General features: G+C 40.5%; 30 protein-coding genes and 1 pseudogene. 27 read left to right on the forward strand and 4 right to left on the reverse strand.

The genetic code is table 11. The features are described from left to right. Nucleotides 1–106: 106 nt before the first annotated feature. From BM266_RS01140 to BM266_RS01175, 8 genes and pseudogenes are all read left to right on the forward strand, one after another. Complete coding sequence (locus BM266_RS01140) at nt 107–985, forward strand: tetratricopeptide repeat protein (RefSeq protein WP_139220580.1); 879 nt, start codon at nt 107–109, stop codon at nt 983–985. Between the two features lie 54 nt (nt 986–1,039). Next, nucleotides 1,040–1,957 (forward strand): annotated as a pseudogene (locus BM266_RS01145) (Mur ligase family protein); the annotation flags it as partial. Nucleotides 1,958–2,038: 81 nt separating this feature from the next. Next, nucleotides 2,039–2,740 (forward strand): RadC family protein, encoded by a 702-nt coding sequence (radC, locus tag BM266_RS01150; RefSeq protein ID WP_093404819.1) that lies wholly within the window; start codon nt 2,039–2,041, stop codon nt 2,738–2,740. A gap of 9 nt (nt 2,741–2,749) precedes the next feature. Beyond that, complete coding sequence (locus BM266_RS01155) at nt 2,750–4,039, forward strand: polysaccharide deacetylase family protein (RefSeq protein WP_093404822.1); 1,290 nt, start codon at nt 2,750–2,752, stop codon at nt 4,037–4,039. Continuing rightward, nucleotides 4,026–4,715: a YjjG family noncanonical pyrimidine nucleotidase gene (locus tag BM266_RS01160; protein ID WP_093404824.1), complete on the forward strand. Its 690-nt coding sequence runs from the start codon at nt 4,026–4,028 to the stop codon at nt 4,713–4,715. The genes BM266_RS01155 and BM266_RS01160 overlap by 14 nt, the downstream gene beginning before the upstream one ends. Nucleotides 4,716–4,767: 52 nt before the next feature. Then, on the forward strand, nt 4,768–5,319 hold the full coding sequence (locus BM266_RS01165) for a hypothetical protein (RefSeq protein ID WP_093404827.1): 552 nt from the start codon (nt 4,768–4,770) through the stop codon (nt 5,317–5,319). 2 nt (nt 5,320–5,321) lie between these two features. After that, nucleotides 5,322–6,731: a DUF5723 family protein gene (locus BM266_RS01170; RefSeq protein WP_093404829.1), complete on the forward strand. Its 1,410-nt coding sequence runs from the start codon at nt 5,322–5,324 to the stop codon at nt 6,729–6,731. A 117-nt stretch (nt 6,732–6,848) separates the two neighbouring features. Continuing rightward, the gene (locus tag BM266_RS01175; protein ID WP_093404832.1) at nt 6,849–7,697 is read left to right on the forward strand and encodes a hypothetical protein; all 849 of its coding nucleotides are present in this window, start codon (nt 6,849–6,851) and stop codon (nt 7,695–7,697) included. Here BM266_RS01175 and BM266_RS01180 read toward each other — a convergent pair. After that, complete coding sequence (locus tag BM266_RS01180; RefSeq protein ID WP_093404833.1) at nt 7,694–8,968, reverse strand: replication-associated recombination protein A; 1,275 nt, start codon at nt 8,966–8,968, stop codon at nt 7,694–7,696. The two genes, BM266_RS01175 and BM266_RS01180, sit on opposite strands and share 4 nt — an antisense overlap. Nucleotides 8,969–9,054: 86 nt before the next feature. On the opposite strand from BM266_RS01180, the gene BM266_RS01185 reads away from it, so the two are divergent. Next, the gene (locus BM266_RS01185; RefSeq protein ID WP_093404836.1) at nt 9,055–9,816 is read left to right on the forward strand and encodes a rhomboid family intramembrane serine protease; all 762 of its coding nucleotides are present in this window, start codon (nt 9,055–9,057) and stop codon (nt 9,814–9,816) included. A 4-nt stretch (nt 9,817–9,820) separates the two neighbouring features. Here BM266_RS01185 and rlmB read toward each other — a convergent pair whose 3' ends face one another. The 3 genes from rlmB to BM266_RS01200 form a co-directional block, all read right to left on the reverse strand. Further along, the gene (rlmB, locus tag BM266_RS01190) at nt 9,821–10,579 is read right to left on the reverse strand and encodes a 23S rRNA (guanosine(2251)-2'-O)-methyltransferase RlmB (protein WP_093404838.1); all 759 of its coding nucleotides are present in this window, start codon (nt 10,577–10,579) and stop codon (nt 9,821–9,823) included. Between the two features lie 180 nt (nt 10,580–10,759). Continuing rightward, nucleotides 10,760–12,157, reverse strand: coding sequence for a SusD/RagB family nutrient-binding outer membrane lipoprotein (locus BM266_RS01195; RefSeq protein ID WP_093404841.1), 1,398 nt, complete (start codon nt 12,155–12,157; stop codon nt 10,760–10,762). A 13-nt stretch (nt 12,158–12,170) separates the two neighbouring features. Then, a complete protein-coding gene (locus BM266_RS01200) occupies nt 12,171–15,386 on the reverse strand; it encodes a SusC/RagA family TonB-linked outer membrane protein (protein WP_093404843.1) in 3,216 nt (1,071 codons plus the stop codon). A gap of 416 nt (nt 15,387–15,802) precedes the next feature. Here BM266_RS01200 and rpsL point away from each other — a divergent pair, with 416 nt between their 5' ends. The 18 genes from rpsL to rpsN all read left to right on the forward strand — a co-directional run bounded on the left by rpsL (nt 15,803) and on the right by rpsN (nt 25,514). Further along, complete coding sequence (gene rpsL / locus BM266_RS01205; RefSeq protein ID WP_010230128.1) at nt 15,803–16,177, forward strand: 30S ribosomal protein S12; 375 nt, start codon at nt 15,803–15,805, stop codon at nt 16,175–16,177. 23 nt (nt 16,178–16,200) lie between these two features. After that, entirely contained in the window at nt 16,201–16,677 is a 477-nt protein-coding gene (gene rpsG / locus BM266_RS01210; RefSeq protein ID WP_093404846.1) for a 30S ribosomal protein S7, read from the forward strand. A 5-nt stretch (nt 16,678–16,682) separates the two neighbouring features. After that, the gene (gene fusA, locus BM266_RS01215; protein ID WP_093404849.1) at nt 16,683–18,791 is read left to right on the forward strand and encodes an elongation factor G; all 2,109 of its coding nucleotides are present in this window, start codon (nt 16,683–16,685) and stop codon (nt 18,789–18,791) included. Nucleotides 18,792–18,801: 10 nt separating this feature from the next. Next, nucleotides 18,802–19,107, forward strand: a complete 306-nt coding sequence (rpsJ, locus tag BM266_RS01220) for a 30S ribosomal protein S10 (protein ID WP_072318085.1) — start codon at nt 18,802–18,804, stop codon at nt 19,105–19,107. Nucleotides 19,108–19,270: 163 nt separating this feature from the next. After that, complete coding sequence (gene rplC / locus BM266_RS01225) at nt 19,271–19,882, forward strand: 50S ribosomal protein L3 (protein ID WP_093404851.1); 612 nt, start codon at nt 19,271–19,273, stop codon at nt 19,880–19,882. After that, nucleotides 19,882–20,511 carry a 50S ribosomal protein L4 gene (rplD, locus tag BM266_RS01230; RefSeq protein WP_093404854.1) on the forward strand — a complete coding sequence of 210 codons (630 nt, stop codon included), beginning with the start codon at nt 19,882–19,884 and terminating at the stop codon, nt 20,509–20,511. Before rplC ends, rplD begins: the two co-directional genes overlap by 1 nt. A 5-nt stretch (nt 20,512–20,516) precedes the next feature. Further along, a complete protein-coding gene (gene rplW, locus BM266_RS01235) occupies nt 20,517–20,807 on the forward strand; it encodes a 50S ribosomal protein L23 (RefSeq protein ID WP_081208829.1) in 291 nt (96 codons plus the stop codon). A gap of 9 nt (nt 20,808–20,816) precedes the next feature. Further along, entirely contained in the window at nt 20,817–21,644 is an 828-nt protein-coding gene (gene rplB, locus BM266_RS01240) for a 50S ribosomal protein L2 (RefSeq protein WP_093404856.1), read from the forward strand. Nucleotides 21,645–21,650: 6 nt separating this feature from the next. Further along, the gene (gene rpsS / locus BM266_RS01245) at nt 21,651–21,929 is read left to right on the forward strand and encodes a 30S ribosomal protein S19 (RefSeq protein ID WP_081208833.1); all 279 of its coding nucleotides are present in this window, start codon (nt 21,651–21,653) and stop codon (nt 21,927–21,929) included. An 8-nt stretch (nt 21,930–21,937) separates the two neighbouring features. Continuing rightward, complete coding sequence (gene rplV, locus BM266_RS01250; protein ID WP_093404857.1) at nt 21,938–22,345, forward strand: 50S ribosomal protein L22; 408 nt, start codon at nt 21,938–21,940, stop codon at nt 22,343–22,345. An 8-nt stretch (nt 22,346–22,353) separates the two neighbouring features. Next, a complete protein-coding gene (rpsC, locus tag BM266_RS01255; protein WP_093404860.1) occupies nt 22,354–23,073 on the forward strand; it encodes a 30S ribosomal protein S3 in 720 nt (239 codons plus the stop codon). Nucleotides 23,074–23,093: 20 nt separating this feature from the next. Next, the gene (rplP, locus tag BM266_RS01260; protein WP_093404861.1) at nt 23,094–23,513 is read left to right on the forward strand and encodes a 50S ribosomal protein L16; all 420 of its coding nucleotides are present in this window, start codon (nt 23,094–23,096) and stop codon (nt 23,511–23,513) included. Between the two features lie 12 nt (nt 23,514–23,525). After that, nucleotides 23,526–23,717 (forward strand): 50S ribosomal protein L29, encoded by a 192-nt coding sequence (gene rpmC, locus BM266_RS01265; RefSeq protein ID WP_081208841.1) that lies wholly within the window; start codon nt 23,526–23,528, stop codon nt 23,715–23,717. A 17-nt stretch (nt 23,718–23,734) separates the two neighbouring features. Beyond that, the gene (gene rpsQ, locus BM266_RS01270; protein ID WP_093404863.1) at nt 23,735–23,992 is read left to right on the forward strand and encodes a 30S ribosomal protein S17; all 258 of its coding nucleotides are present in this window, start codon (nt 23,735–23,737) and stop codon (nt 23,990–23,992) included. Nucleotides 23,993–23,994: 2 nt separating this feature from the next. Beyond that, entirely contained in the window at nt 23,995–24,363 is a 369-nt protein-coding gene (gene rplN, locus BM266_RS01275; RefSeq protein WP_081208845.1) for a 50S ribosomal protein L14, read from the forward strand. 13 nt (nt 24,364–24,376) lie between these two features. After that, on the forward strand, nt 24,377–24,688 hold the full coding sequence (rplX, locus tag BM266_RS01280; RefSeq protein WP_093404865.1) for a 50S ribosomal protein L24: 312 nt from the start codon (nt 24,377–24,379) through the stop codon (nt 24,686–24,688). Nucleotides 24,689–24,690: 2 nt separating this feature from the next. Beyond that, on the forward strand, nt 24,691–25,242 hold the full coding sequence (gene rplE / locus BM266_RS01285; RefSeq protein ID WP_093404868.1) for a 50S ribosomal protein L5: 552 nt from the start codon (nt 24,691–24,693) through the stop codon (nt 25,240–25,242). A 2-nt stretch (nt 25,243–25,244) separates the two neighbouring features. Then, nucleotides 25,245–25,514 (forward strand): 30S ribosomal protein S14, encoded by a 270-nt coding sequence (rpsN, locus tag BM266_RS01290; RefSeq protein WP_093404870.1) that lies wholly within the window; start codon nt 25,245–25,247, stop codon nt 25,512–25,514. The last annotated feature ends 23 nt before the right edge of the window (nt 25,515–25,537 follow it).

Genomic DNA, 25,537 nt, shown 5'->3' on the forward strand with positions numbered 1-25,537 from the left:
CTAGTTTAACAATAATTAGCATTAATAGGTCGTTTTGTGAAGTTGTTAGAATATCGGGACTTCAAAATTGTTACAATATTGTCTAAATTTAGGAAAATTTTAATATATGGGCAGACTTTTTATAGGATTTTTTATGGCGTTCATCGTACTTCCATCTTTGACTATGGCCCAAAGGTCATTTGAAGATGGGGTGAATTTACTCAAAAATGGAGAAATTCAGCAGGCAAAGAATATTTTGCTCGAATTCAAGGAAAGGGAAGACGCTGTCGATTTATTAGGTGATATAGCCAGCTTTAATAAGAATTGGGATAAAGCTATTGAATATTACCGCGATCTGGTAGACAGGGACCCTGATTCAGCCGAGTATAATTTTAAGTTAGGTGGTGCCCTTGGTATGAAAGCCCTCGAAGGTTCTAAATTTCAGGCAGCGCTCTTAGTCCCTGAAATGAAAAAATCATTGCTAACCGCTGCCGAGCTTGATCCTCAACATGTGGAGGTAAGACGTGTTCTGGTGGAATTTTACATGCAAATTCCTTCATTGCTCGGGGGTGGGAAAAATGCGGCTATGGAATATGTAAAAGAGCTGGAAGAGATCAATAAAGTAGAAGCCCACCTTGCCCGGGCATATATCTACAAAACTCAGGAGGAGTCGGAAGCGTTTCAGGAGGAGATTGGAAAGGCTATTACTGTCGCAGTGAGCAATCCTGGCCTTGTTGCCAGGAATCATGTCAATTATGAATTAGGGGAAAGAGCAGCGGTTTTAAATATTTATCCTGACAAAGCTTCAGGATTCCTGGAAAGATATATTGCAGATTACGGGTATAAAGACCTGGAATCACCGGCCTTTGCTTATTTGCATTTGGCCCGAATCGAGGCCTCCCAAAATAATAGGGAAGAAGCACTTAAAAATATCAATTTGGCCCTTAATCATAAGGTTGTTTTTCCTGAGGCTGAAAAAGAAAAAATGCGAATTCTTCAAATGTAATTTTCCCTTATTCTTCAGGCTTAAATAATTATATTTGCAGCAAATTTCAGCTTTATGAATCTGCACTTTATCGGGATTGGTGGAAGTGCAATGCACGACTTAGCCATTGCACTCCAGAACAAAGGATATCAAATTAGTGGAAGCGATAATTCTATCGACGGTTCCTCAGAGCTCGTCCTGGAAAAACACCAGCTTTTTCCCAAAGAATCAGGCTGGTTCCCGGAGAAAATAACTACAAACCTAGACGCGGTAATCCTGGGGATGAAGGCCAAAACCGATAATCCTGAATTAAAACGCGCTCAAGAACTTGGCATAAAGATATATTCCTTTCCTGAGTTTATGTTTGAATTATCACGGGATAAAACTCGTGTAGTTATCGCCGGGAGCCACGGTAAAACAACTCTTACAGCCATGGTTCTTCACGTGATGAAATATCATGGGAAAGAAGTGGATTATATGCTTGAGACACCGGTTTCCGGATTTGAAAATACCTTGAACCTTACCGAGGAAAACGATTTTATAGTGATTGAAGGTGATGAATCTTCTGCCTCTGCAATAGATCGCCGACCTAAATTTCACTTATACCAGCCTAATATCGCCTTGCTAAGCGGGATTGCCAGAGAGCATATTGATGATTTTTCAGCTTCGGGAAATTACGTAGAGCAGTTTCAGATTTTTATTAATTCAATAGTAAATGGGGGGATCTTGGTGTATAACGAAGAGGATGAAAAGCTAAAGGAACTTGCCGAAAAAACTGAAAATCCCATAAGAAAACACCCATATTCCAGTCCAGAATATCATATAGAAGATGATACTTTTATTCTTGATACACCTGAAGGGGAAATGCCTCTGGAATTTTCCAGAGCAGATAATATGAATAATCTCGGCGGAGCAAAATGGATATGCCAGCATATGGGGATTGATGAAGATGATTTCTATGAAGCGATCATCGATTTCCAGGATGCTGTAAAGAATTAGGAGAATGATTCATAAGTAACTCAATTTCAGCCAAATTGTTAAGGATATAAAAGTATTTTTTATCTTTAACAGACGATGGAAAACGAACAGCAAATGAATTTCAGCATTAAGCAATGGGCCGAAGACGATCGTCCCCGGGAAAAACTGCTTCAAAAAGGTAAATTAAGCCTTAGTGATGCCGAATTAATCGCTATTCTTATTGGTTCGGGCAGTCCTAATGAAAGTGCCGTTCAGCTCAGTAAACGTATCCTGGCTTCAGGAAAGAATAATTTAAGTGAATTGGGAAAGCTTTCCGTTCAACAGCTATGTAATTTTAAGGGGGTGGGACCGGCAAAAGCGGTTAGTATAATCGCTGCCCTGGAACTGGGACGCCGCCGACGTATCGAAGAAGCCCTTGAGCGAAAGAAAATAACCTCAAGCGCATCGGTTTTTGAATTAATGCAACCTGTAATTGGAGAACTCCCGCATGAAGAATTCTGGATCATTTATCTAAATAATTCCAATAAAGTAATTGAACAACTTCAACTCAGTAAAGGTGGAATAACCGGTACCTTGGTAGATGTGCGCTTAACGCTAAAGAAAGCCCTGGAACTTTCGGCTACATCGCTTATTCTGGTGCATAACCATCCTTCTGGCACCTTACTGGCCAGTGAACCCGATAAACAACTTACGAGAAAATTAAAGACCGCGGCTCAAAGTCTTGATATTAAAGTTCTGGACCATGTGATTGTAACCGAAAACTCCTATTTTAGCTTTGCCGATGAAGGTGTGCTATAAAACTTAGGAATGCTTTTAATCTATACCCAGAAAATCACCCCAAGGATCATCTACATTTTTAAGCATATTTGCACAAATATGCTGGGAATTTCAATTCGGTTTACTTCTAAGATTGAAGAGTTCATAGCGCATGATGGAATGAAACTTTCCTACGGAAAACAGGCCCTGGGCAACGAGCTCTTTATTCAGAATACCGGTTTGTTGATGGAGCAAGGACTTTCTGAAGTAGAGATTAAAGTTCAGCCCTGGGGAGATAGTTTTTGCTTTTTTCCTGCCACTGAAAAGAGTGATCTTCCTTTTGATATTTTTGCTGCTTCCTTTTATTTGTTAAGCAGGTATGAGGAGTATTTGCCGCACGTAAAGGACGAGTACGGGCGTTTTCCAGCTTCTGAAAGTCTGGCAGAGCAGGAGGGTTTTCTTCAAAAGCCTGTGGTTGATGTTTGGGCCTATAAGTTCCGCGAAGTTCTTCAGCAGCGCTACCCTGATCTAAACGAAAAAAAACGGAGTTATTCTGTACAAAGTATTATCGCAGTAGAACATGCCTTTAGCTACCGGAACAAAGGTTTTGTAAGAAGTTTTGTTGGGATGCTAGTGGATCTTGTAAAACTTCAGTTCGGGAAGGTTCTGGATAGGATTCAGGTTTTATTGAGGCTCAAAAAAGATCCCTTCAATATTTTTGAAGACTTGATTTTACTTATAAAACAATACGATTTAAAGCTGATGTTTTTGTTTCAGCTGAGTGATTTTACGGTTCATGACCGCAATATTAATCCCAACAGGATGCCGCTTAGATCTGTTATCAAGTATGTGGCAGATTATACAAAAGTTGGTTTACTTCTGGGTTATTATTCCTTGCGAAATATTAAAACCCTTAGAAAAGAAAAGCTCAGATTAGAAGAAATTGTTCATTCTCCCCTTCGAGCGGTTTTGAATAGCAAATATAACCTGAGTCTTCCCGAACATTATAATAACTTGACCGAGCTGGAAATTCCCGAGGATTATTCTATGGGCTACCCCGAAACCCAGGGGTTTAGAGCCGGAACTTGCACACCCTTTTTGTTCTATGATATCAACACGGAAGTTACTACGCCTTTAGAAATTCACCCTTACGTATTGAATTCAAATGTCCTGGAGGAGGAGCCAATCGGGAAAATGAAAAGTGAGGTTGCCAAAATGCTGCAGGAGGTGAAAGCGGTGGAGGGGAATTTTAATGCGGTATTTAAGAATCAGGATTTTTCTGATTATTCAGATAAAGAACTATATTATTCATTTCTAAAACAGATCCATGAAATTAAATGATATAGAACATATTTACTTTGATCTTGACCACACCTTGTGGGATTTCGATAAGAATTCTGCCCTTGCTTTTGAGCAGATGTTCAGCAGAAGAAAAATCTCGCTTAAGATTGAGGATTTTCTAGAGGTTTATGTGCCGGTGAATTACAAATACTGGGAATTATACCGTGACAACCAGGTGAGCAAGGAAGATTTGCGCATTGGGCGATTGAAGGATAGTTTTGACCTGCTTAAAATGGAAACTTCAGCTAGAACCATTGAAGAGCTTTCAATAGAATACATAGAATTTTTACCCGAGAATAATCATTTGCTCGACGGAAGTGTGGAAATACTGAATTACCTTGAGGCTAATTACCAACTTCATATTATTACTAACGGGTTTGAAGAGGTTCAGCATAAAAAGCTCCATAATTCCGGTATAAGTAAATTCTTTGCCACCGTAACCACTTCAGAAGAAGCCGGCGTGAAAAAACCTCATTCCCTAATCTTTGAAACTGCCTTAAACAAAGCCAGTGCCCTTCCTTCTAAAAGCCTTATGATTGGTGATAATCTTGTTGCCGATGTAAAAGGTGCCCAGGACTTTGGGATGAGTACTATTTACTTTGATTACTACCGTAAGAAAGAAAAAATTGATGGAAGACAAATTCAAACGTTAAATGAACTAAGAGATTATCTTTAGTAATAATTGTTCATTAATTTCGTTAGGGGTTAGTGCCCCAAAACCAATGCTGATGTCTTTAATCCCGGGAATAAATAAAGTTATCCTGTGTCTTGTTTGTTGCATGGCTCTAACCGGGTGCGTGAAGGACATTGATCTGGATCAGGCAGAGGAAATTGGTTTAAGCCCGGATATTGACGTAGACTTGCTTATTTATGATATTAGCGAAGATTATTTTTATCAGTCTGGGAATAATGTTTTTCAGCCGGTAATTCGGGACACGGTTCGCCTGGAATTTTTGGACGACGATTATATCCAAAAAGACCTGACTGAAGTGGAGTTTTATTTCAGGCATATCAATACTTTTCCTCAGCGTTTCTCACATACTATAAAATTTCTTTCTAATGCTGGAAGAGAGCAGATTCTAATCCAATATGAAGTTGCACCGGGAAGTTTGAATAATCCTGTAGAGACAGATTATACCGAAATCATTGAGGAGAACCGTATACATTTGGTTAGAAATTCCATACAAATGGTGATTGAATTGGAAGCACACCCAAATTCAGATGAATTTAAGGGAGAATTGAAATTCGCTTCAACGGGATTATTTAAGTTTGATTTTTAAATATGCGATGCTGGCTACTTATCCCATTCCTGTTTTGTTTTTCACTGCTTTCGGCACAAAATAAACCTCTGCTTTATAATGTTGATGATCTTCCGCAAAGTTTGTTGCTAAATCCCGGTGCTCAAATAGATTTCATAGGTCACATAGGGCTGCCGTTTTTTTCGCAAATACACTTTTCAGCGGGGACCAGTGGAATTAGCCTGCACGATATTTTTAGAAATCATGGGACTAATATCAATACCCGGATAAAAGAAGCAATGCATAGCATGACTTCCTACGACCATTTTACCGCTAATGAGCAGGTAGAGATCATTTCCCTGGGCTGGCAGCTGGACAAAAGAAATTATCTTTCAACCGGAATTTACCAGGAACTTGATTTCTTCTCTTATTTTCCAAAAGATCTCGCCATACTCGTTAATGAGGGAAATGCTAATTATATCAATGATGTCTTTGATTTTTCCCAGGCGGCTTTCACCGGGGAAATCCTGACGGTTTATCATCTTGGGCTCAATCACCGTTTCGATCAACGCCTCACCGTGGGGGTTCGGGGGAAATTATATTCAGGTATATTTAATGCTGAAAGCACCGGAAATACGGGAACCTTTACCACGATAACAACTCCACAGGGTCCCAATAAATACAGGCACATTGTAGATAATATGGATGTTCAGGTAAATACTTCAGGCTTTGCATCCTTAAATGAGGAGGAGGACATGACCGTGGAGGAAGGTACGGCCGAATTGCTTAAGCGCTCCTTTTTTGGAGGAAATGTGGGGGTGGGATTGGATCTGGGTTTAAGCTACCTAGTAACTGAACAGTTTGTGGCCTCGGCCTCTGTACAGGACATAGGAGTAATGTTCCAGCGGGAAGATGTAGAAAGTTATCATTATTATGGTTCCTATCAAACCGATGGTTTGGAGCCGCTTTTTCCTGAATTGGATGAAACTGGTCGCGCGATTCCTTATTGGGATGAGTTTGAGGATGAAGTTGACAGAAACCTCATTGATAGAACCTATAACGAGCCCTATATAACCTGGCGCCCGGCGAAATTCAATCTTGCCATAGAATACGGGTTCGGGCAAGCCTTTCTTCCCTGTAATTATTTAAAAGTTAATGAAGTTAGATTTATGAACCAGATAGGAATGAACCTGGCTGGGGTATTGCGTCCACGCGGATTCGTATATGCCTTTACCACATACTGGGATAAAAAACTTACCGAAAAACAACGCTTCAGGATTGCGCATACTTTTGATGATTATTCTCTTGCTAATTTCGGATTGATGTATTCGGTGACTTTTAATAAATTTAATCTTTATCTTGCAGCTAATAATTTGCTGGGGTTCCGCAACCTTGCAAAGGCGAGGAGCACTTCGGTGCAATTGGGGATGCAAATGGTCTTTAAAGATCTTTAAAATAAAATACTATGAAATGAGCATAACCGGAATACAATACAAACACCAATAAACCTGCCGGCGGCAGGCAGGGATATGCGAATTATATATGACCATTTATAAACAAATAAAACACATATGAAAAAACTACTTTTTTCACTTCTTATTCTTTTTAGTTTTTCAGGCCTGAAGGCCCAAAATCTTAATGAATATAAATACATAATTATTCCTGAAAGCTTCGAATTTTCGAAGGAGAAAAACCAGCATCAGCTAAATTCTTTGCTGAAATTCCTTTTTGAAAGAGAAGGATTTGAAACCCTAATGAACAAAGAAAGCCGGCCGGAAGACCTGCAGCGCGATAATTGTCTCGGTCTTGATGCGAATGTTGTCGAGGATTCGGGCCTTTTTACTACCAGAATGCGAATTACCCTCGAGGATTGCCACGGAAATCTGATTTTTACTTCTGAAGAGGGAACAAGCCGGGAAAAAGATTATAAAACGGCCTGGCACGAATCCCTCAGGCAGGCTTTTGAATCGGTGGAAGCTTTGAATTATAATTTTGAGGCTGATGCGCCACCCGCAACTCCTGCTACTCCAGAAACGGCTGAAGTAGTTGAAGAGGCTGAGGTTGCTGCTGAAGTTCCCCAGGAAGAGAAAACCACTCCCGAAAGCCCCGAAAAACCTGAAGTAGTTGTTCAAAGTGAAAAAATTCCCGAAGAAAAAGCACCCGGAATTCTCAATTTCGAAAAGGACGGAACCTATTTTCAGCTTCAGGAGAACGAAAATGGTTATGCTCTATTTCAAAAAGGCATGAGTGAGCCCTTTGCTTTGCTTATAAGTTCCCAGGAGGGGGGCAGTTTTATTTATAATTCGGTTACCAAACAGGGAATCGCCTCTTTTTCTGAAAATGGTGATCTTGTGGTAGAACATTTCGACGCCAGTAGAGGAGTATCGGTAAAAACCACCTATACGGTCAAAAAAGACTAGTAATTATATTTAGCCTTCCAGCGTTTTTTTAAGAATTCTCGTTGTGCGCTTTCACGTGGGTTATTGCCCGGGTCGTAAAGTTGTGTGCCTTTTATCTCGTCTGGGAGAAATTCTGCTTCAGCAAAGTTATTTTCATAGTTGTGAGCGTACTTATAATCCTTTCCGTAACCTATATCTTTCATCAATTTGGTTGGGGCATTTCTAATGGCTAAAGGAACCGAAAGATTTCCGGTTTTTTTCACCAAAGCCTGGGCCTGATTAATGGCCATATACGCTGCGTTGCTCTTTGGGGAGGTTGCCAGGTATGTTGCGCATTGGCTTAAAATGATACGACTCTCCGGGAATCCGATGGTGGTTACCGCCTGGAAAGTGTTATTTGCGATGACCAATGCAGTTGGATTCGCATTGCCGATATCTTCACTTGCGAGGATGAGCAATCTTCTGGCGATGAATTTCACATCCTCGCCACCTTCAATCATTCTGGCCAGCCAGTAAACGGCCCCGTTTGGATCACTTCCTCTTATCGATTTTATGAATGCCGAAACTATATCATAATGCTGTTCTCCGGCCTTATCATAAAGCACCGTATTTTGCTGAACTTTATCCAGCACCAGTTTATTGGTAATTTCAGTGCCTTTTTCTGTGGCATTGATGAGTATTTCAAAGATGTTGAGTAGTTTCCGGGCATCACCACCGCTTAAGCGTAATAAAGCTTCAGTTTCTTTTAATTTAACTTCTCTGGAAGCTATGTGTTTATCTTCCTTCATCGCCCTATGTAACAAGGCTATTAGGTCTTCTTCAGAAAAAGGCTTCAGAATATATACCTGGCAACGGGATAGCAATGCCGAGATCACCTCGAAACTCGGATTTTCGGTTGTGGCGCCGATTAGCGTGACCCACCCTTTTTCAACAGCGCCTAAAAGTGAATCCTGTTGGGATTTGCTGAAACGATGAATTTCATCAATAAATAGAATTGGGTTTTTTGTAGTGAATAAGCCATCACTCTTCTTTGCTTTTTCAATGACTTCCCGCACATCTTTGACCCCACTGCTAACTGCACTAAGCGTATAGAAAGGCCGGTCGGTTTCGTTGGAAATAATGTTAGCCAGGGTGGTCTTTCCTACTCCGGGAGGACCCCAGAGGAGGAGGGAAGGGATGTTTCCCGACTTTATCTGTTGTCTCAAAGCACCTTTTGGACCCACCAAATGTTGCTGACTTAGATATTCATCTAGATTATTTGGACGTAATCTTTCTGCTAATGGTTCATTCATCTGACAAAATTAGTAAATTGGATAACACTTTGTCACTATTAAGGAATATGGTTGATTTTTTGTTGGTAAAACCTTAAAAACGAGTTATGAAGCAGGCTGAATCCTTTGTTTTTTCTACCAGGGTTGTGGGTTATCCCATCCTTTTTGTACTTCTTATTTGGCTGGTATTCTGGTTTGAAGTGAGATTCAATGTGAATCTCAATATGTATGGAGTTCGGCCCAGGGAAATAACCGGCCTTAGGGGGATTTTGTTTTCACCTTTTATTCACGGCGACCTGAAGCATTTATTCAATAATTCTGTGCCGCTTCTGGTCCTTTCTATGTCCTTGTTTTATTTCTACCGGAAAATCAGTTGGCAGGTGCTTTTGATCGGTCTTGTGATTACCGGGCTTTTAACCTGGATTATTGGTCGTCCTTCAAATCATATTGGAGCCAGCGGAGTTATTTATATGCTCGCAGCCTTTCTGTTTTTCAAAGGAGTTTTTTCAGGATATTTTCGCTTGATTGCGCTTTCGCTTATCGTGGTTTTTCTCTATGGCGGAATGTTATGGTATGTGGCTCCTATAGAACCGGGTATTTCCTGGGAGGGTCATCTTTCCGGATTGATTACCGGTTTTGGATTATCGCTGATCTACCGGAGGAATATCGCTAAAAAACCCAAATACGAATGGGAGAAACCGGAATACAATGAAGAGAATGACCGGTTTATGCGGCATTTCGACAAAAATGGAAACTTCATTGAGCATCTTCCCGAGGACGAGGTGGAGGAAAATCCTCCTGAAGACCTAACTCAGGATAAAATCACTTATAGGTATTTTTATAAAGAATCGAAAGATCGAAAAGAGTAAAATCTTAAATTCCCCCTTCGGCGTTTAGGGGGATTCTTTGTCTTACCGCCTCATATAGAATTGCTCCGCAAGCCACTGAAACATTCAGGGATTCAATAGTTCCGGACATTGGTAATTTGGCTTTCACGTCTACCGCATTTAAAATAGAATTAGAAACTCCTTTAGCTTCGTTGCCCATTACCAGCGCACTTGCTTTTTTAAAGTCTACCTGATAGATAGTGTCATTCGTTTTTTCGGTTGCGGCGATTACCTGAATATCTGAAGACTGAAGGTAATAAACAGCATCTTTAATATGGTTCACCTTGCAAAGCGGCACACTAAAAACAGCGCCTGCCGAGGTTTTTACTGTATCGGCATTTACAGGTGCCGATCCTTTTTCGGGGAAAATAATAGCGTTCACTCCGGTGCATGCTGCCGTACGGATAATGGCTCCGAAATTTCTGGCATCGGTGATCTGGTCGAGCAGGAGAAAAAGGGGAGTGGAGGTCTCTTCAAAAGCCTGGGCTACTACTTCTTCAATACTCCTGAAACTAACCGGCGAGATAGAAGCTACAACGCCCTGGTGGTTCCCCTTAGCCAGTTTATTGAGCTTTTCTACGGGAACATAGGAGATATTGAATTCACCCTTGTTGAGTTGGTGGTTTAACTCCTGAAATAAAGGTCCGGCGAGTCCTTTTTGAATATAAACTTTATCGATAGTTTTTCCGCTTTGTATTGCCTCTAAAACGGCCCTGATACCGAAAATTCTTGTGTTTTCTTCCATAAGGCAAAGGTAAGTTTTAATAATATAACGAAAGCTTTTTTAGATGATTTTGAAGTTGGAACTGTTTTCTGGAATGTAAATTTATTAATCTAATTACTGCTTTAAATCCAATCTTCTCCAACAAAAAAAGGCTGCCCGTTAAGGCAGCCTTTTAGTATAATTAAAACTACTACTAGGTTACTAGTTATCCCAGAAAAGTGGGGTTTGTTGATCGTCTCCTCCAATTGCAGAAGCAGCAGCATCGTAGTTATCTTGGTTAAGGTTTTGTTCGTTTACAGGATAAGTGTAACGAAGTGGTACAGGATTACCTGATTCTTCCGGAAGATTCAATTCCGGAGCATCGAATTTTCTCCAAACACTCCAACCTTCTAATGGGTTATCAAACATAGCGATCCAGAACTGAGTTCCTAATTGCTCCATTGTACCATCATAAGCAACCTCAGACTGAGATAGGTATCCTGATGCATCAACATCTTCTCCTAACCAGTATTCCATAGAAGCGGTAATAGCTTCCTCGTAATACCACTGGGCATCGTTTTCTAAACCGGCTCCTTCCATAGCTGCATAAGAGAGGTGGAAGTTAAGTTCGGCATAGTCCATAAAAATACCTGTGTGAGTTGGTTCTGTGAACTCAGTTCCAATGTGAGTATAGCTCTGGAAAGAGTTACTACCTCCATAGATACCACCTGTATATGGTTCGATATTGTCATCAAAATATACCATTCTACGGGGATCATCTAATTCGTTCATAACGTCAACGATTGTGTTGGCAGCTACATAATCAGAACGTCCACTCTGTACCAGGTCTACCCATAATGGGTTGGTGTTTGGTGGTGAAGACTGGTATTCCATAGTTGCATTATCGGCATTAGAGTCAAATACTCCTCTACCAACAGCTTCCTCTACTTCGGCCCAGTTATCTATTCGGGCTGCTAAACGAACCTGCAATGAATTTGCAAATTTTTGCCATTTAGCCATATCTCCTTGATAGATCACATCAGATCCGCCGAATCCCTGCCCTGCACCAAGGTTGGTGTGAGCTGTTTCAAGTCTTGTTAAAAGATCATTGTAGATAGTTGCAGCATCATCATACGCCGGTAAAGAGTTGTCTTTCCCGTTCAATGCTTCAGTATAAGGAATATCTCCAAAGGTATCTACAAGTATTTGCCAGGCATATACTTCCAATACTTCAATCTGACCAACTCTTGCAGACTTTTGTCCAGCACTAAGGTTCTCATTTGCCTGAACTCTTTCCTTAGCATCCTGTAGGTTAAACAATACATTTCTGTAAAGTATAGACCAGTGGTTTTGTGGGATGTTACGGTTGTTTAGGTCGTAGTTAGGCTCATCCAGGTAGGTAGTGGCAGTAAGATACTGCGCAATAAACCTGGAAATGTTAAGGTTTACGTTAGGACTGGCCAACTGATCGGCCAGGTTAACAGATGCAGAAGTAAAAAGGAAATCTGCAGCAACATCTGTTGGATTTTTCGGATCTCTGTTGAGATCTTCATATTGCTCATCGGTCTGGCAAGACCATAAAGTTGATAGAGCAATAAATGTTATTAAAAGTTTCTTCATGATAATATTTTAATTAAAAGTTAAGTTTCACACTTGCACCAATTTCTTTGAATGCAGGGTATGCACCAGATTGGTATCCCTGGATATTACCAGCACTAAGACCTGCTTCCGGATCGGAATAAGGAATGTTCTTGTGGATAATCCATAGGTTTCTTCCTACCACAGAAATAGAAGCTCTTGTGAAAGGTAGTCTTTCAATCACATCATCTCCAAAAGCATAAGTAAGGCTAGCCTCTCTAAGCTTTACGAAAGATGCATCGTAAACATGACCTTTGTTAGCATCTCTGGCATATCCGAATGGCGTACCATAGTAATCAGCTCTAACTCTGGTTGTGTTTGGTTGACCACCTTCAGTTACCCCTTCAAGGATTACACCACCACCATCGGCAACAGCATCTCTAATTGGGTTACCAAGATCGTTTGGTCCAACAGACCTGTCATAAAGACCGGTAGCAAAACCATACCACGTATCAAGTGAGAAGATATCTCCACCTTCCTGGACATCGATAAGGAAATCAAGACTTAGGTTTTTGTACTGGAATGTGTTAGATACACCTCCTGTCCAGTCTGGCTGGATATTACCGATGATCTCGTTAGAAGTAGCTGATCTTAAGTAGTAACCAGCATCGTTAACGATACGGTTCCCGTTATCATCATAAACATAGTCTCTACCTCTAATTGCGCCATAAGGCTCATCAGGAGCAGCGTTAATAGAAACACCACCTTGTAAGGAAGCTAATTCTAAGTTGTCAATCCCTGGAGCAAGTTCAAGAACCTCACTGCGGTTACGCGCCCAGTTAATGTTCATATTCCAATTGAAGTCTTCAGTTCTAATCGGGTTAAGGTTTAAAGAAACTTCAATACCCTTGTTTTCGATGGTACCTGAATTCAACCAAACCTCGCCGAAACCTGTAGCATTTGATACTGGTACCGGAGTAATTTGATCTTCAGTTTGAGTGTTGTAATAAGAAATATCAAACCCAACTCTTCTGTCAAGGAAGTCCGCTTCTAGACCAACCTCATAAGATTTAGCTCTTTCAGGAACTAGCTCGATATTATTCAAGCTGAAGTTGTTGTTAGCAATACCCTGTCCTGCAAAAGGAGCAGAAATGCTATAAGTGTTAAATACGTTGTATGGGTTAGTATCGCTACCAACCTCTGCGTAGTTAGCTCTAAACTTGGCGAAATTAAGCCAGTCTGCATTAAGTGCATTAGTAAGGATAATACTTGTAGAGACAGAAGGATAGTAAAATGTGTTTTCTTCTTTAGGTAGCGTAGAAGAACGGTCTCTTCTTATTGTACCTTCTATAAAGTAAGTATCCTGGTACCCAAATCCAACTCTTGCATAAATACCGTCTACCATGCTGGTGGCGTCATATTCGCTTGGTGGGTTAAGTGGATCAGCACTGTTTGAAAGAGCATAGAATCCAGGTGCGTTAAGTCCACCATTGGTGGAAGCTCTAATAGATTTGTTCTGATTCCTTCTAAGATTCATTCCTAAGTTACCGTCTAGGTTAAGATCGGTAGCGATATCGTGGTTGAAGTTAAGAATAGCATCGTAGTTGTATTCTGCAACACGGTTGTTGAAACGAGAGTAACCTGATACTCCAGAGCTACCTACATTTCTTCTTTCTTCCTGAAGTTCTTCATAAGTGTCAAAAGAGAAACGTCCCATTACACTAAAGATGTCATTGATCTCATAGTCCAGGTTAATATTACCAATGTACCTGTTACGGGTATCTGTCTGGAAGTTTTCATAACGAGTCCAGTATGGGTTGTCCATGTAGATAGGAGTCAAATTTGTTGGGCTGTTAGGGTTCCAGGTGATGTTTTCACCAGTTTGGAAATAAGCATCCCTTTGCTCATAAATATCTACGTTAGTCTGATACCACTGGCGGAACGACTGCATGATGTTTTCAGAGTCGTAACCGGTACCATATCTACCTTTACCGTCACTTTTGATATAGGTTACGTTTGTGCTAACACGAAAATCGTCTGTAAAGTCGTGACCAGCACTAAATTTTAAGGTATTTCTTTTCATTGTTGCATTAGGCAGATTACCATCCGTCATCATGTTAGTGAAACCTAACCTAAAGTTACTCTTGTCAGTTCCTCCATCTAAAGCTACAGAATTGATCGCAGTTGAACCGGTTTCCCAAATGTCGTTAGGTGTGTTTCCACCAGCAACCCAAGGCGTCGCTTGTTGGTATGTGTCTAACTGTGGATAAATAGAGTTCCATTGGTAGATCATACGGTTTGGATCGAAACGTGCTCCAAAAGAAGCATCTTCAGTAAACGGAGTAGTTTCATCAAGATTACCATCACCATCTACATCATAAAGACTGAAATAACCATCCTCAGAAGCATAGTACTGTCCGTATCCTGCACCATATTGCTGCTGATATTTAGGAAGAGTTTCTTCGTCTGCACGGCTGGTCATTAAAGTAGAGTTGATAGAGATGCCAATACCTTTACCTTTTTGACCTTTTTTAGTTTCGATAATAATTACCCCATTCGCGGCACGCGCACCATAAAGAGCAGTTGCTGCAGCACCTTTAAGAACGTTCATAGAAGCGATATCATCAGGGTTGATGTCTGCTGCGGCATTACCGTAATCATAACCACCTCTACCACGAGCTTGGTCGGAAGTGTTAGGAGTTGCGTTACTAATAGGTGTACCGTCAATCACAAATAAAGCCTGGTTGTTTCCTGTAAGCGAGGAGTTACCACGAATTACAATGTCGGAAGAACCACCCATAGTACCGGAAGACTTAACCTTAAGACCTGCTACTTTACCAGAAAGCGAGTTCATAAAGTTAGAGGTTGGTACATCAGATACTTCAGATCCGTCTACTTCCTGCGTGGCATACCCAAGAGATTTTTTCTCTCTTTGGATACCCAGTGCTGTTACCACAACTTCTTCAAGTTGTGCTGCATCAGCTTCTAATACAACATCAATTGTTGTGTTGTTTCCTACCGGATACTCTGCTGTTGTCAGACCAACGAAAGAGAACACCAATACATCGCCTTGATCGGCAGTGATGGAGTAATTTCCGTCAAAATCGGTTTGGGTACCAGCGCTGGTACCCTTTACTAAAACGTTTACCCCTGGTAACGGAAGACCATCTTCATCGGTCACCGTACCGGTAATCGTTTGTTCTTGCGCAAATGTTATTTGCACAACAAACGCTAGTAATAGCGTTAAAATACTACTAAACTTTGTTTTCATTTTAAAATTTGTTTGAATTAGCCAACGCCAAAAGTGCTAATAAATGGTTAATTATACAAGCTTTTGTCTCTTAAAATGATTTTGCATCTCTAAGTTTTTATACTAAAATACTATAGATGGTTCTTTTTCAGCCTATGTGATTGATTTTGTTGAAATGTTAATGTTTGTTCTCGTTGGCCTCAAAAACTTTAGATTTAGCTCAAATTCATTGCATTTTTATCAGAGAAGTGGTTTTTAGTTCCTTTTGGTCCTTTATATATGGCGTGGATTTAGCAGGTTTCGCTTGAATTTTATTCAACTTGCCGAGCCGCTTGAAAATTAATTGATTATGGATTTGAAAACTTGGTTTTTATTTCTACATTTGCAAACCCTAAAAAATAGGGAGTAATTTAAAAATTAATTAGGTAAAAGAAATTATGCCAACAATTTCACAGTTAGTACGAAAAGGAAGAGCCAAGATTACCAAGAAGAGTAAATCGGCTGCTTTGGATTCGTGTCCTCAAAGAAGAGGTGTGTGTACCCGTGTGTATACCACCACTCCTAAGAAACCTAATTCGGCTATGCGTAAAGTAGCCAGGGTAAGGTTGACTAATGGAAAAGAAGTTAACGCTTATATTCCGGGAGAAGGACACAATTTGCAGGAGCACTCGATAGTATTGGTTAGAGGCGGAAGGGTTAAAGATTTGCCAGGTGTTAGGTATCACATTGTTCGTGGAGCTTTGGATACAGCCGGTGTTGAGGGTAGAACTCAGCGTAGGTCTAAATACGGTGCAAAACGCCCTAAGAAGTAATTAAAAACTTTTAATGTAAAGAAATGAGAAAAAGACAGGCGAAAAAGAGACCGCTTTTACCAGATCCAAAGTTTAATGATCAACTTGTAACACGCTTTGTGAACATGATGATGTGGGATGGTAAGAAATCGGTAGCCTTTAAAATTTTCTATGATGCAATGGAAATTGTTGAAGAGAAAAAACAAGATGAAGAGAAAACTGCTTTAGAGGTGTGGAAAGACGCTTTATCTAACGTTATGCCTCACGTAGAAGTGAGAAGCAGACGTGTGGGTGGTGCAACTTTTCAAATTCCAATGCAGATAAGGCCAGACCGTAAAGTGTCAACCGCTATGAAGTGGTTGATTAGCTTTTCTCGAAAGAGAAACGAAAAGGCAATGGCGCAGAAGCTGGCCGCAGAAGTTCTTGCTGCTGCTAAAGAAGAAGGTGCTGCAGTTAAGAGAAGAGTGGATACTCATAAAATGGCCGAAGCTAATAAAGCATTCTCTCACTTTAGATTCTAAGAAAAATGGCACAAAGAGATTTAAAATTTACTAGAAATATTGGAATTGCAGCGCATATTGATGCGGGTAAAACCACCACTACAGAGCGTATCCTTTATTATACAGGGATAAGCCATAAAATAGGGGAGGTTCACGACGGTGCTGCAACAATGGACTGGATGGAGCAGGAACAGGAAAGAGGTATTACTATTACTTCTGCTGCAACTCACTGTAAATGGATGTACCGTGACCAGGAGTATACTGTAAATATAATTGATACCCCAGGTCACGTTGACTTTACCGTAGAGGTAGAGCGTTCTTTACGTGTGCTTGATGGGGTTGTTGCTTTGTTTAGTGCTGTGGATGGGGTTGAGCCTCAGAGTGAAACAGTATGGAGACAGGCTGATAAATATAAAGTACCGCGTTTAGGGTTTGTAAATAAAATGGACCGTCAGGGAGCCGATTTCTTTAATGTGTGTAAGCAGGTTAGAGAAATGCTTGGAGGAAACCCTGTGCCATTACAAGTTCCTATTGGTGATGAAATAGATTTTAAGGGTGTAGTAGACCTTATTTCTAAAAAGGCGGTGATCTGGAATGATGAAGATCACGGGATGACCTATGAAATCATAGATATTCCTGAAGAACTTATGGAAGATGTGAATAAATACCGAACTGAGCTTGTAGAAGCTGTAGCCGAGTATGATGAAGCATTGATGGAAAAGTTCTTTGAAGATGAAAATTCAATTACTGAAGATGAAATTATCGCTGCGCTTAGAGCTGCAACCATAGATATGTCTATCATCCCTATGATGTGTGGTTCTGCCTTTAAAAACAAAGGTGTTCAGGCAATGCTTGATGCTGTGATGAGATATCTTCCTGCACCTTCAGATGTTGAAGCAATCGTAGGTGTTAATCCAAATACAAATGAAGAGGAGAGTCGTAAGCCGCATGTAGATTCACCTTTCTCTGCACTTGCATTTAAAATTGCTACCGATCCTTTCGTAGGTCGTTTGGCATTTTTCAGAGTTTACTCTGGGGCTCTTGATGCTGGTTCATACGTGTTGAATAACCGTTCTGGTAAGAAAGAACGTATCTCTCGTATTTATCAGATGCACTCTAATAAGCAGGAGCCTATTGATAGAATTGAAGCTGGTGACATTGGAGCTGCTGTTGGTTTTAAAGATATTAAAACCGGAGATACGCTTACTGATGAGAAGCACCCAATCGTACTTGAGTCTATGTCTTTCCCTGCGCCGGTAATCGGTATCGCGGTGGAGCCTAAGACTAAGGCTGATGTTGAGAAAATGGGAATGGCACTTGGAAAACTTGCAGAAGAAGATCCAACATTTACAGTGCGTACCGATGAAGCTTCAGGCCAGACAATTATCTCTGGTATGGGTGAGCTTCACCTGGATATTATTATAGACCGTATGCGTCGTGAGTTTAAGGTAGAAGTTAACGTTGGTCAACCTCAGGTTGAATACAAGGAGGCTGTTACCAGAACTACCGATCACCGTGAGGTTTATAAAAAGCAAACTGGTGGTAGAGGTAAATTTGCCGATATCGTCTTTACTTTAGGACCAGCAGATGAGGATTTTGAAGGAGAGGGACTTCAGTTTGTAGATGCGATCAAAGGTGGTCGTATTCCTAAAGAATTTGTTCCGTCTGTAGAAAAAGGATTTAAAGAGGCTATGAAGAATGGTCCTTTAGCCGGGTTTACTATGGATACTCTTAAAGTTACTCTTAAGGATGGATCTTTCCACCCTGTGGATTCCGATCAATTATCTTTCGAACTTGCTGCTAAGCTTGGGTATAAAGATGCTGCTAAAAAAGCAGGTTCTGTTATTCTGGAGCCAATTATGAAAGTAGAAGTAGTTACTCCGGAAGAAAATATGGGAGATATTGTAGGTGACCTTAACAGAAGAAGAGGTCATATGAGTAGTATGGGTGACCGTTCTGGTGCCAAGATTGTTAAAGCTGAAGTGCCGCTTTCTGAAATGTTTGGTTATGTAACCACATTGAGAACGCTTTCTTCAGGTAGAGCAACTTCAACTATGGAATTTTCTCACTATGCCGAAACACCTTCAAATGTTTCTGAAGAAGTAATAAAGGCAGCAAAGGGTACAAACGAATAATCTTAGGAAAATGAGTCAGAAAATTAGAATAAAACTAAAATCCTACGATCATAACCTGGTTGATAAGTCAGCTGAAAAGATCGTAAAAACCGTAAAAACTACGGGTGCAGTGGTAACAGGACCAATTCCTTTGCCTACGCATAAAAAACTTTTTACTGTTTTACGTTCTCCTCACGTAAACAAGAAATCAAGGGAGCAATTTCAGCTAAGTTCATACAAGAGACTTCTTGATATCTACAGTTCATCTTCAAAAACCATTGATGCGTTGATGAAGCTTGAATTGCCAAGTGGGGTTGAAGTAGAGATAAAAGTATAAGTCATTCCCGCGAAGGCGGGGATCAAAAAGATTCCCACCTACGTGGGAATATACATGTCCTGAGCAGTTGGCGAGGGAAAAACGGGAAAAATACATTCAGGGCGAAAGTATTTTTCTGCCCTGAATTTTTTTTAAATAAATAAGTAATAATCAAAAATTAATTATGTCTGGGTTAATAGGAAAAAAAATAGGCATGACCAGTATTTTCGACGAGAACGGGAAGAATATCCCTTGTACCGTAATTGAAGCAGGTCCATGCGTAATTACCCAAGTCAGAACCAAAGAGGTTGACGGGTATGAAGCACTTCAACTTGGTTTCGATGACAAAAAGACTGCCAACAAAGCTGCCGAAGGGCATGCCAAGAAAGCGGGAAGCGCTGCAAAGCGTAAAGTCGTGGAATTCCAGGGATTTGAAGGAGATTTTAAATTAGGTGATGCTATCACCGTGGAACACTTTAAAGAAGGGGAATTCGTAGATGTTTCGGGTACTTCTAAAGGTAAAGGATTCCAGGGGGTAGTAAAGAGACACGGCTTTGCTGGTGTGGGACAAGCAACCCACGGTCAGCATAACCGTTTAAGAGCTCCGGGTTCTATTGGTGCTGCATCTTATCCTGCGAGAGTTTTCAAAGGAATGAAGATGGCCGGTAGAATGGGTGGAGATAAAGTGAAAGTAGAAAACCTGAGAGTTTTGAAAGTGGTTACAGATAAGAACCTTATCGTAGTGAAAGGTGCTGTTCCAGGTCACAAAAACTCATACGTAATCATTAGCAAGTAATGGAAGTAGCAGTTTTAGATATAAAAGGAAAAGAAACAGGCAGAAAAGCAAAGCTTTCTGATGCTGTTTTCGCAATTGAGCCTAACGAACATGCTGTTTATCTTGATGTAAAACAATATCTGGCTAACCAGCGCCAGGGGACTCACAAAGCTAAAGAGCGGGCTGAGATCACCGGGAGTACCCGTAAGATCAAGAAACAAAAAGGTACCGGTACTGCTCGTGCAGGTAGCATCAAGTCTCCTATTTTTAAAGGTGGTGGACGTGTTTTTGGTCCAAGACCAAGAAGCTATAGTTTCAAATTGAATAAAAACCTTAAGCGTCTTGCCAGAAAATCGGCTTTGACCATTAAGGCAAACGGAAATGCTGTCACCGTAGTGGAAGATTTTTCTTTTGATGCACCAAAGACCAAAAATTACATCGACTTTTTGAAAGCCCTTGGTATTCAGGACAAAAAATCCCTGATAGTATTGGGCGGGTCAAATAAAAACGTATATTTGTCGTCACGTAATTTGAAGGGCTCCGAGGTTGTAAGTAGTTCAGAATTAAGTACTTACAAAATATTAAACGCGAAGAATATCGTGTTCCTTGAGGGGTCTTTAGAAGGAATCGAGTCGAATTTAAGTAAATAAGCCTTATGAATATCTTAATAAAACCCATTATTACGGAAAAAGCCACAGCAGATAGCGAGCTAAATAATCGTTATGCTTTTGTGGTAAACAATAAGGCGAATAAGATTGAGATCAAAAATGCGGTGGAAGCTGCATATGGGGTTTCAGTTGAAAAAGTTCGTACTATAAATGTCCGTCCGGATCGTAAAACCAGATATACAAAATCTGGGATGATCACTGGTAAAACCAGCGCTTTCAAAAAAGCTTTGGTACAGGTGACGGAAGGTGAAACTATTGATTTGTATAGTAATCTTTAAGATGAAAAAATGTCAGTTAGAAAATTAAAACCAATCACACCTGGGCAGCGTTTTAGAGTAGTAAATGGGTTTGACGCCATTACTACTGACAAGCCGGAGAAAAGCCTTTTGGCTCCGATCAAAAAGTCGGGTGGTAGAAACAGTCAGGGAAAAATGACCATGCGCTATAAAGGTGGTGGTCACAAAAGACGTTATCGAGTTATCGATTTTAAACGCGACAAGCAGGGGATTCCTGCAACTGTTGCAAGTATAGAATACGATCCAAACAGAACTGCCTTTATCGCACTATTGAATTATCAGGATGGCGAGAAGAGGTATATTATTGCTCAGAACGGTCTTCAAGTTGGGCAGAATTTAGTATCAAGCAATGAGGTGGCAGCTCCAGAAATTGGAAATGCAATGCCTTTAAGCTTTATTCCTCTTGGTACTATTGTTTCCTGCATCGAACTTAGAGCCGGACAGGGTGCTGTTATGGCAAGGAGTGCTGGGGCTTTTGCTCAACTTCTTGCGAGAGAAGGTAAATATGCAACCATCAAGCTTCCTTCCGGAGAGATAAGAAGAGTACTTTCTACTTGTATGGCAACTATAGGAGCTGTTTCAAACAGTGACCACCAGTTGCAGATCTCTGGTAAGGCCGGTAGAAAACGTTGGTTGGGTAGAAGACCAAGAACAAGACCAGTTGCTATGAACCCGGTAGATCACCCAATGGGTGGTGGTGAAGGTAGAGCTTCAGGAGGTCACCCACGTTCAAGAAAAGGTTTGCCTGCTAAAGGTTTTAAAACCCGTTCAAGAACAAAAGCGAGTAATAAATATATTGTAGAACGTAGAAAGAAATAATAAGATATGGCACGTTCATTAAAAAAAGGACCTTACGTTCACTATAAATTAGATAAGAAGGTTGCTCAAAATGTTGAGTCTGGAAAGAAAGCCGTGATCAAGACCTGGTCTCGCGCATCTATGATTACTCCGGATTTTGTTGGGCAAACTATCGCGGTTCATAACGGGAAACAATTTGTTCCAGTTTATGTAACCGAGAACATGGTAGGTCATAAATTAGGAGAATTTTCACCAACACGTTCTTTTAGAGGGCATGCAGGTGCGAAAAATAAAGGTAAAAAATAATTGAAGCTATGGGAGTTCGTAAAAGAGAAAGAGCAGAGCAAATAAAAGAAGCCAACAAGCAGGTGGCGTTTGCAAAGTTGAATAACTGCCCTACTTCCCCCAGAAAGATGCGTCTTGTTGCGGATCTTGTAAGAGGAGAGAAAGTAGAAAATGCGCTTCATATTTTAAAATTCAGCCAGAAGGAAGCGTCTAATCGTTTAGAGAAGCTTTTGCTTTCAGCTGTTGCCAACTGGCAAGCTAAAAACGAAGATGCAAACATCGAAGAGGCTGAATTATTTGTGAAAGAGATTCGTGTAGATGGAGGAGCAATGCTTAAGAGGCTGCGTCCTGCACCACAGGGTCGGGCACACCGAATTAGAAAAAGATCCAACCACGTTACTTTGGTGCTTGGAGAAAACAATAATACACAAAGCTAAGTAAGAGTATGGGACAAAAGACAAATCCAATCGGGAATCGCCTTGGTATTATCAGAGGATGGGAATCCAACTGGTACGGAGGAAATGACTACGGCGACAAGTTAGCCGAAGACGATAAGATTAGAAAATATATCCATGCTCGTCTCTCTAAAGCGAGTGTATCAAGGGTAATTATAGAGCGTACCCTTAAGCTTGTAACCGTTACTATCACCACTGCCAGACCCGGTATCATTATCGGTAAAGGTGGCCAGGAGGTAGACAAGCTTAAAGAAGAGCTAAAGAAGATCACAGACAAGGAAGTTCAAATCAACATCTTTGAGATTAAGAGGCCAGAACTTGACGCTCATTTAGTAGCATCAAGTGTTGCAAGACAAATTGAGAATCGTATCTCTTACCGTCGTGCAATAAAAATGGCTGTCGCGGCTGCTATGAGAATGAACGCTGAAGGAATCAAAATTGAGATCTCCGGTCGTTTAAACGGTGCTGAAATGGCACGTTCAGAATCGTACAAAGATGGTAGAATTCCATTGTCTACTTTTAGGGCCGATATTGACTATGCTTTAGTTGAAGCTCACACTACCTACGGTAGACTGGGTATTAAAGTATGGATCATGAAAGGCGAAGTTTACGGTAAAAGAGAACTTTCCCCGCTAGTTGGCCTGGCCAAAAAGCAAGGTGGAAAGCCTGGAGCCGGTCGGGGTGGTAACAAATCACGTCGTAGAAAGTAATTTTTTAAAGTAAAGAAAAAATGTTACAACCTAAAAGAACAAAATACCGTAAGCAACAGAAAGGCCGTATGAAGGGGATGTCTCAAAGAGGTCATCGTCTTTCTAATGGAACCTTTGGGATAAAATCTATGGACTCTAGTTTTGTAACCGCCCGTCAAATCGAGGCAGCGCGTATTGCTGCTACTCGTTATATGAAAAGGGAAGGTGCGCTTTGGATCAAGATTTTCCCGGACAAGCCTATCACTAAGAAGCCTCTTGAGGTGCGTATGGGTAAAGGTAAAGGTGCCGTTGAATACTGGGCAGCTGTTGTAAGACCAGGAAGAATCCTATTTGAAATTGGTGGGGTGCCAATGGACGTGGCTAAAGAAGCCCTTCGTCTTGCAGCACAAAAACTTCCTGTAAAAACTAAGTTTATTGTAGCTAGAGATTATCAGGCTTAATATTTAAATGTTATGAAACAATCAGAAGTAAAAGAATTTTCTGTGGCAGAATTACAAGAGGAGCTTGATAAATCTAGAAAAGCATATTCAGATTTAAAAATGGCTCACGCAGTTTCGCCATTAGAGAACCCAATCCAGCTTAGAGCTGTAAGAAGAGACATAGCGAGACTTGCTACAGAGTTAACTAAAAGAGAACAACAATAAATGTTATTCTGCTGAACATGGAAAAAAGAAATTTAAGAAAAGAACGTATAGGTGTTGTTACCAGTAATAAAATGCAGAAGTCTATTGTGGTTTCTGAAGTTAAGAAAGTAAAACACCCTATGTATGGAAAATTCGTTTTAAAAACGAAGAAATACGTAGCGCACGACGAGCAAAACGACTGCAACGAAGGAGATACTGTAAAGATCATGGAAACAAGACCTTTGAGTAAATCGAAATGTTGGAGATTAGTAGAAATAATTGAAAGAGCGAAGTAATTATGGTACAACAAGAGTCTAGACTAAAAGTAGCAGACAATACCGGGGCTAAAGAAGTATTGGCCATTCGTGTATTAGGAGGTACAAAGAAAAGATACGCTTCTGTTGGAGACAAGATAGTTGTCAGCGTAAAAGAAGCTACACCTAACGGAAACATTAAAAAGGGTGCAGTTTCAACAGCAGTAGTTGTTCGTACCAGGAAGGAAGTACGCAGGCCGGACGGATCTTACATTCGTTTTGATGATAACGCTTGTGTATTGTTGAACCCAACCGGAGAGATGCGCGGTACCCGTGTATTTGGCCCGGTGGCGAGAGAACTTCGTGATAAGCAATTCATGAAAATTGTATCATTGGCACCAGAAGTGCTTTAATACATTTAAAAAAATGAGAAAGCTTAAGATAAAAACAGGAGATACCGTAAGAGTAATTGCCGGAGATCACAAAGGTCAGGAAGGTAAAGTACAAAAGGTATTGATTGATAAAAATAAAGCCATTGTGGAAGGGGTGAATACTATCTCTAAACATGAGAAGCCAAGCGCTTCTAACCCACAAGGTGGAATTGTAAAGAAAGAAGCTCCTATCAATATTTCCAACCTGTCTCTAATAGACAAGAATGGTGAAACTACCAGAGTTGGTTATAGAGAAGAGGATGGAAAGAAAGTGAGATTTTCTAAAAAATCTAATGAAGTAATTTAGTTATGGCATACGTACCAAGACTTAAAGCAGAATTTAATGACAGAATTAAACCTGCACTTAGAGAAGAATTCAGCTACTCCAACGTAATGGAGATTCCAAAACTTGAAAAAATAGTTATTAGCCGTGGAGTTGGTGCAGCTGTTGCCGATAAAAAACTTGTTGATCACGCAGTAGAAGAACTTTCTTCTATTTCTGGTCAAAAAGCGATACAAACCATTTCTAAAAAGGATGTTGCTTCGTTCAAACTTCGTAAAGGAATGCCAATTGGCGCTAAAGTTACTTTGCGAGGATATAGAATGTATGAATTCTTAGACAGACTTATAACTTCTGCATTGCCACGAGTTCGTGATTTCAGCGGAATTAAAGCCAACGGTTTTGATGGAAGAGGGAATTACAACCTGGGGATTACCGAGCAGATCATTTTTCCGGAAATTGATATTGACAAGGTAAACCGCATTGCAGGGATGGATATCACTTTTGTTACTACAGCAAAAACCGATAAGGAAGCAAAATCATTGTTAACCGAACTGGGATTACCCTTTAAAAAGAATTAATTATGGCTAAAGAATCAATGAAAGCCCGTGAGGTAAAAAGGCAGGAAATGGTAAAGAAATATGCTGAGAAACGTAAGGCTCTTAAAGAAGCCGGCGATTACGAAGCATTGCAAAAATTACCAAAAAACGCTTCTCCCGTACGTTTGCACAACCGTTGTAAACTAACAGGAAGACCTAAAGGGTACATGAGACAATTTGGACTATCGCGAGTAATGTTCAGGGAAATGGCCAATCAAGGTCTTATTCCAGGGGTGAGAAAAGCTAGTTGGTAAAATTATAAATTGGTTGAAGGTTC

It is taken from the genome of Salegentibacter flavus (assembly GCF_900115145.1).
GTDB classification, from domain to species: domain Bacteria; phylum Bacteroidota; class Bacteroidia; order Flavobacteriales; family Flavobacteriaceae; genus Salegentibacter; species Salegentibacter flavus.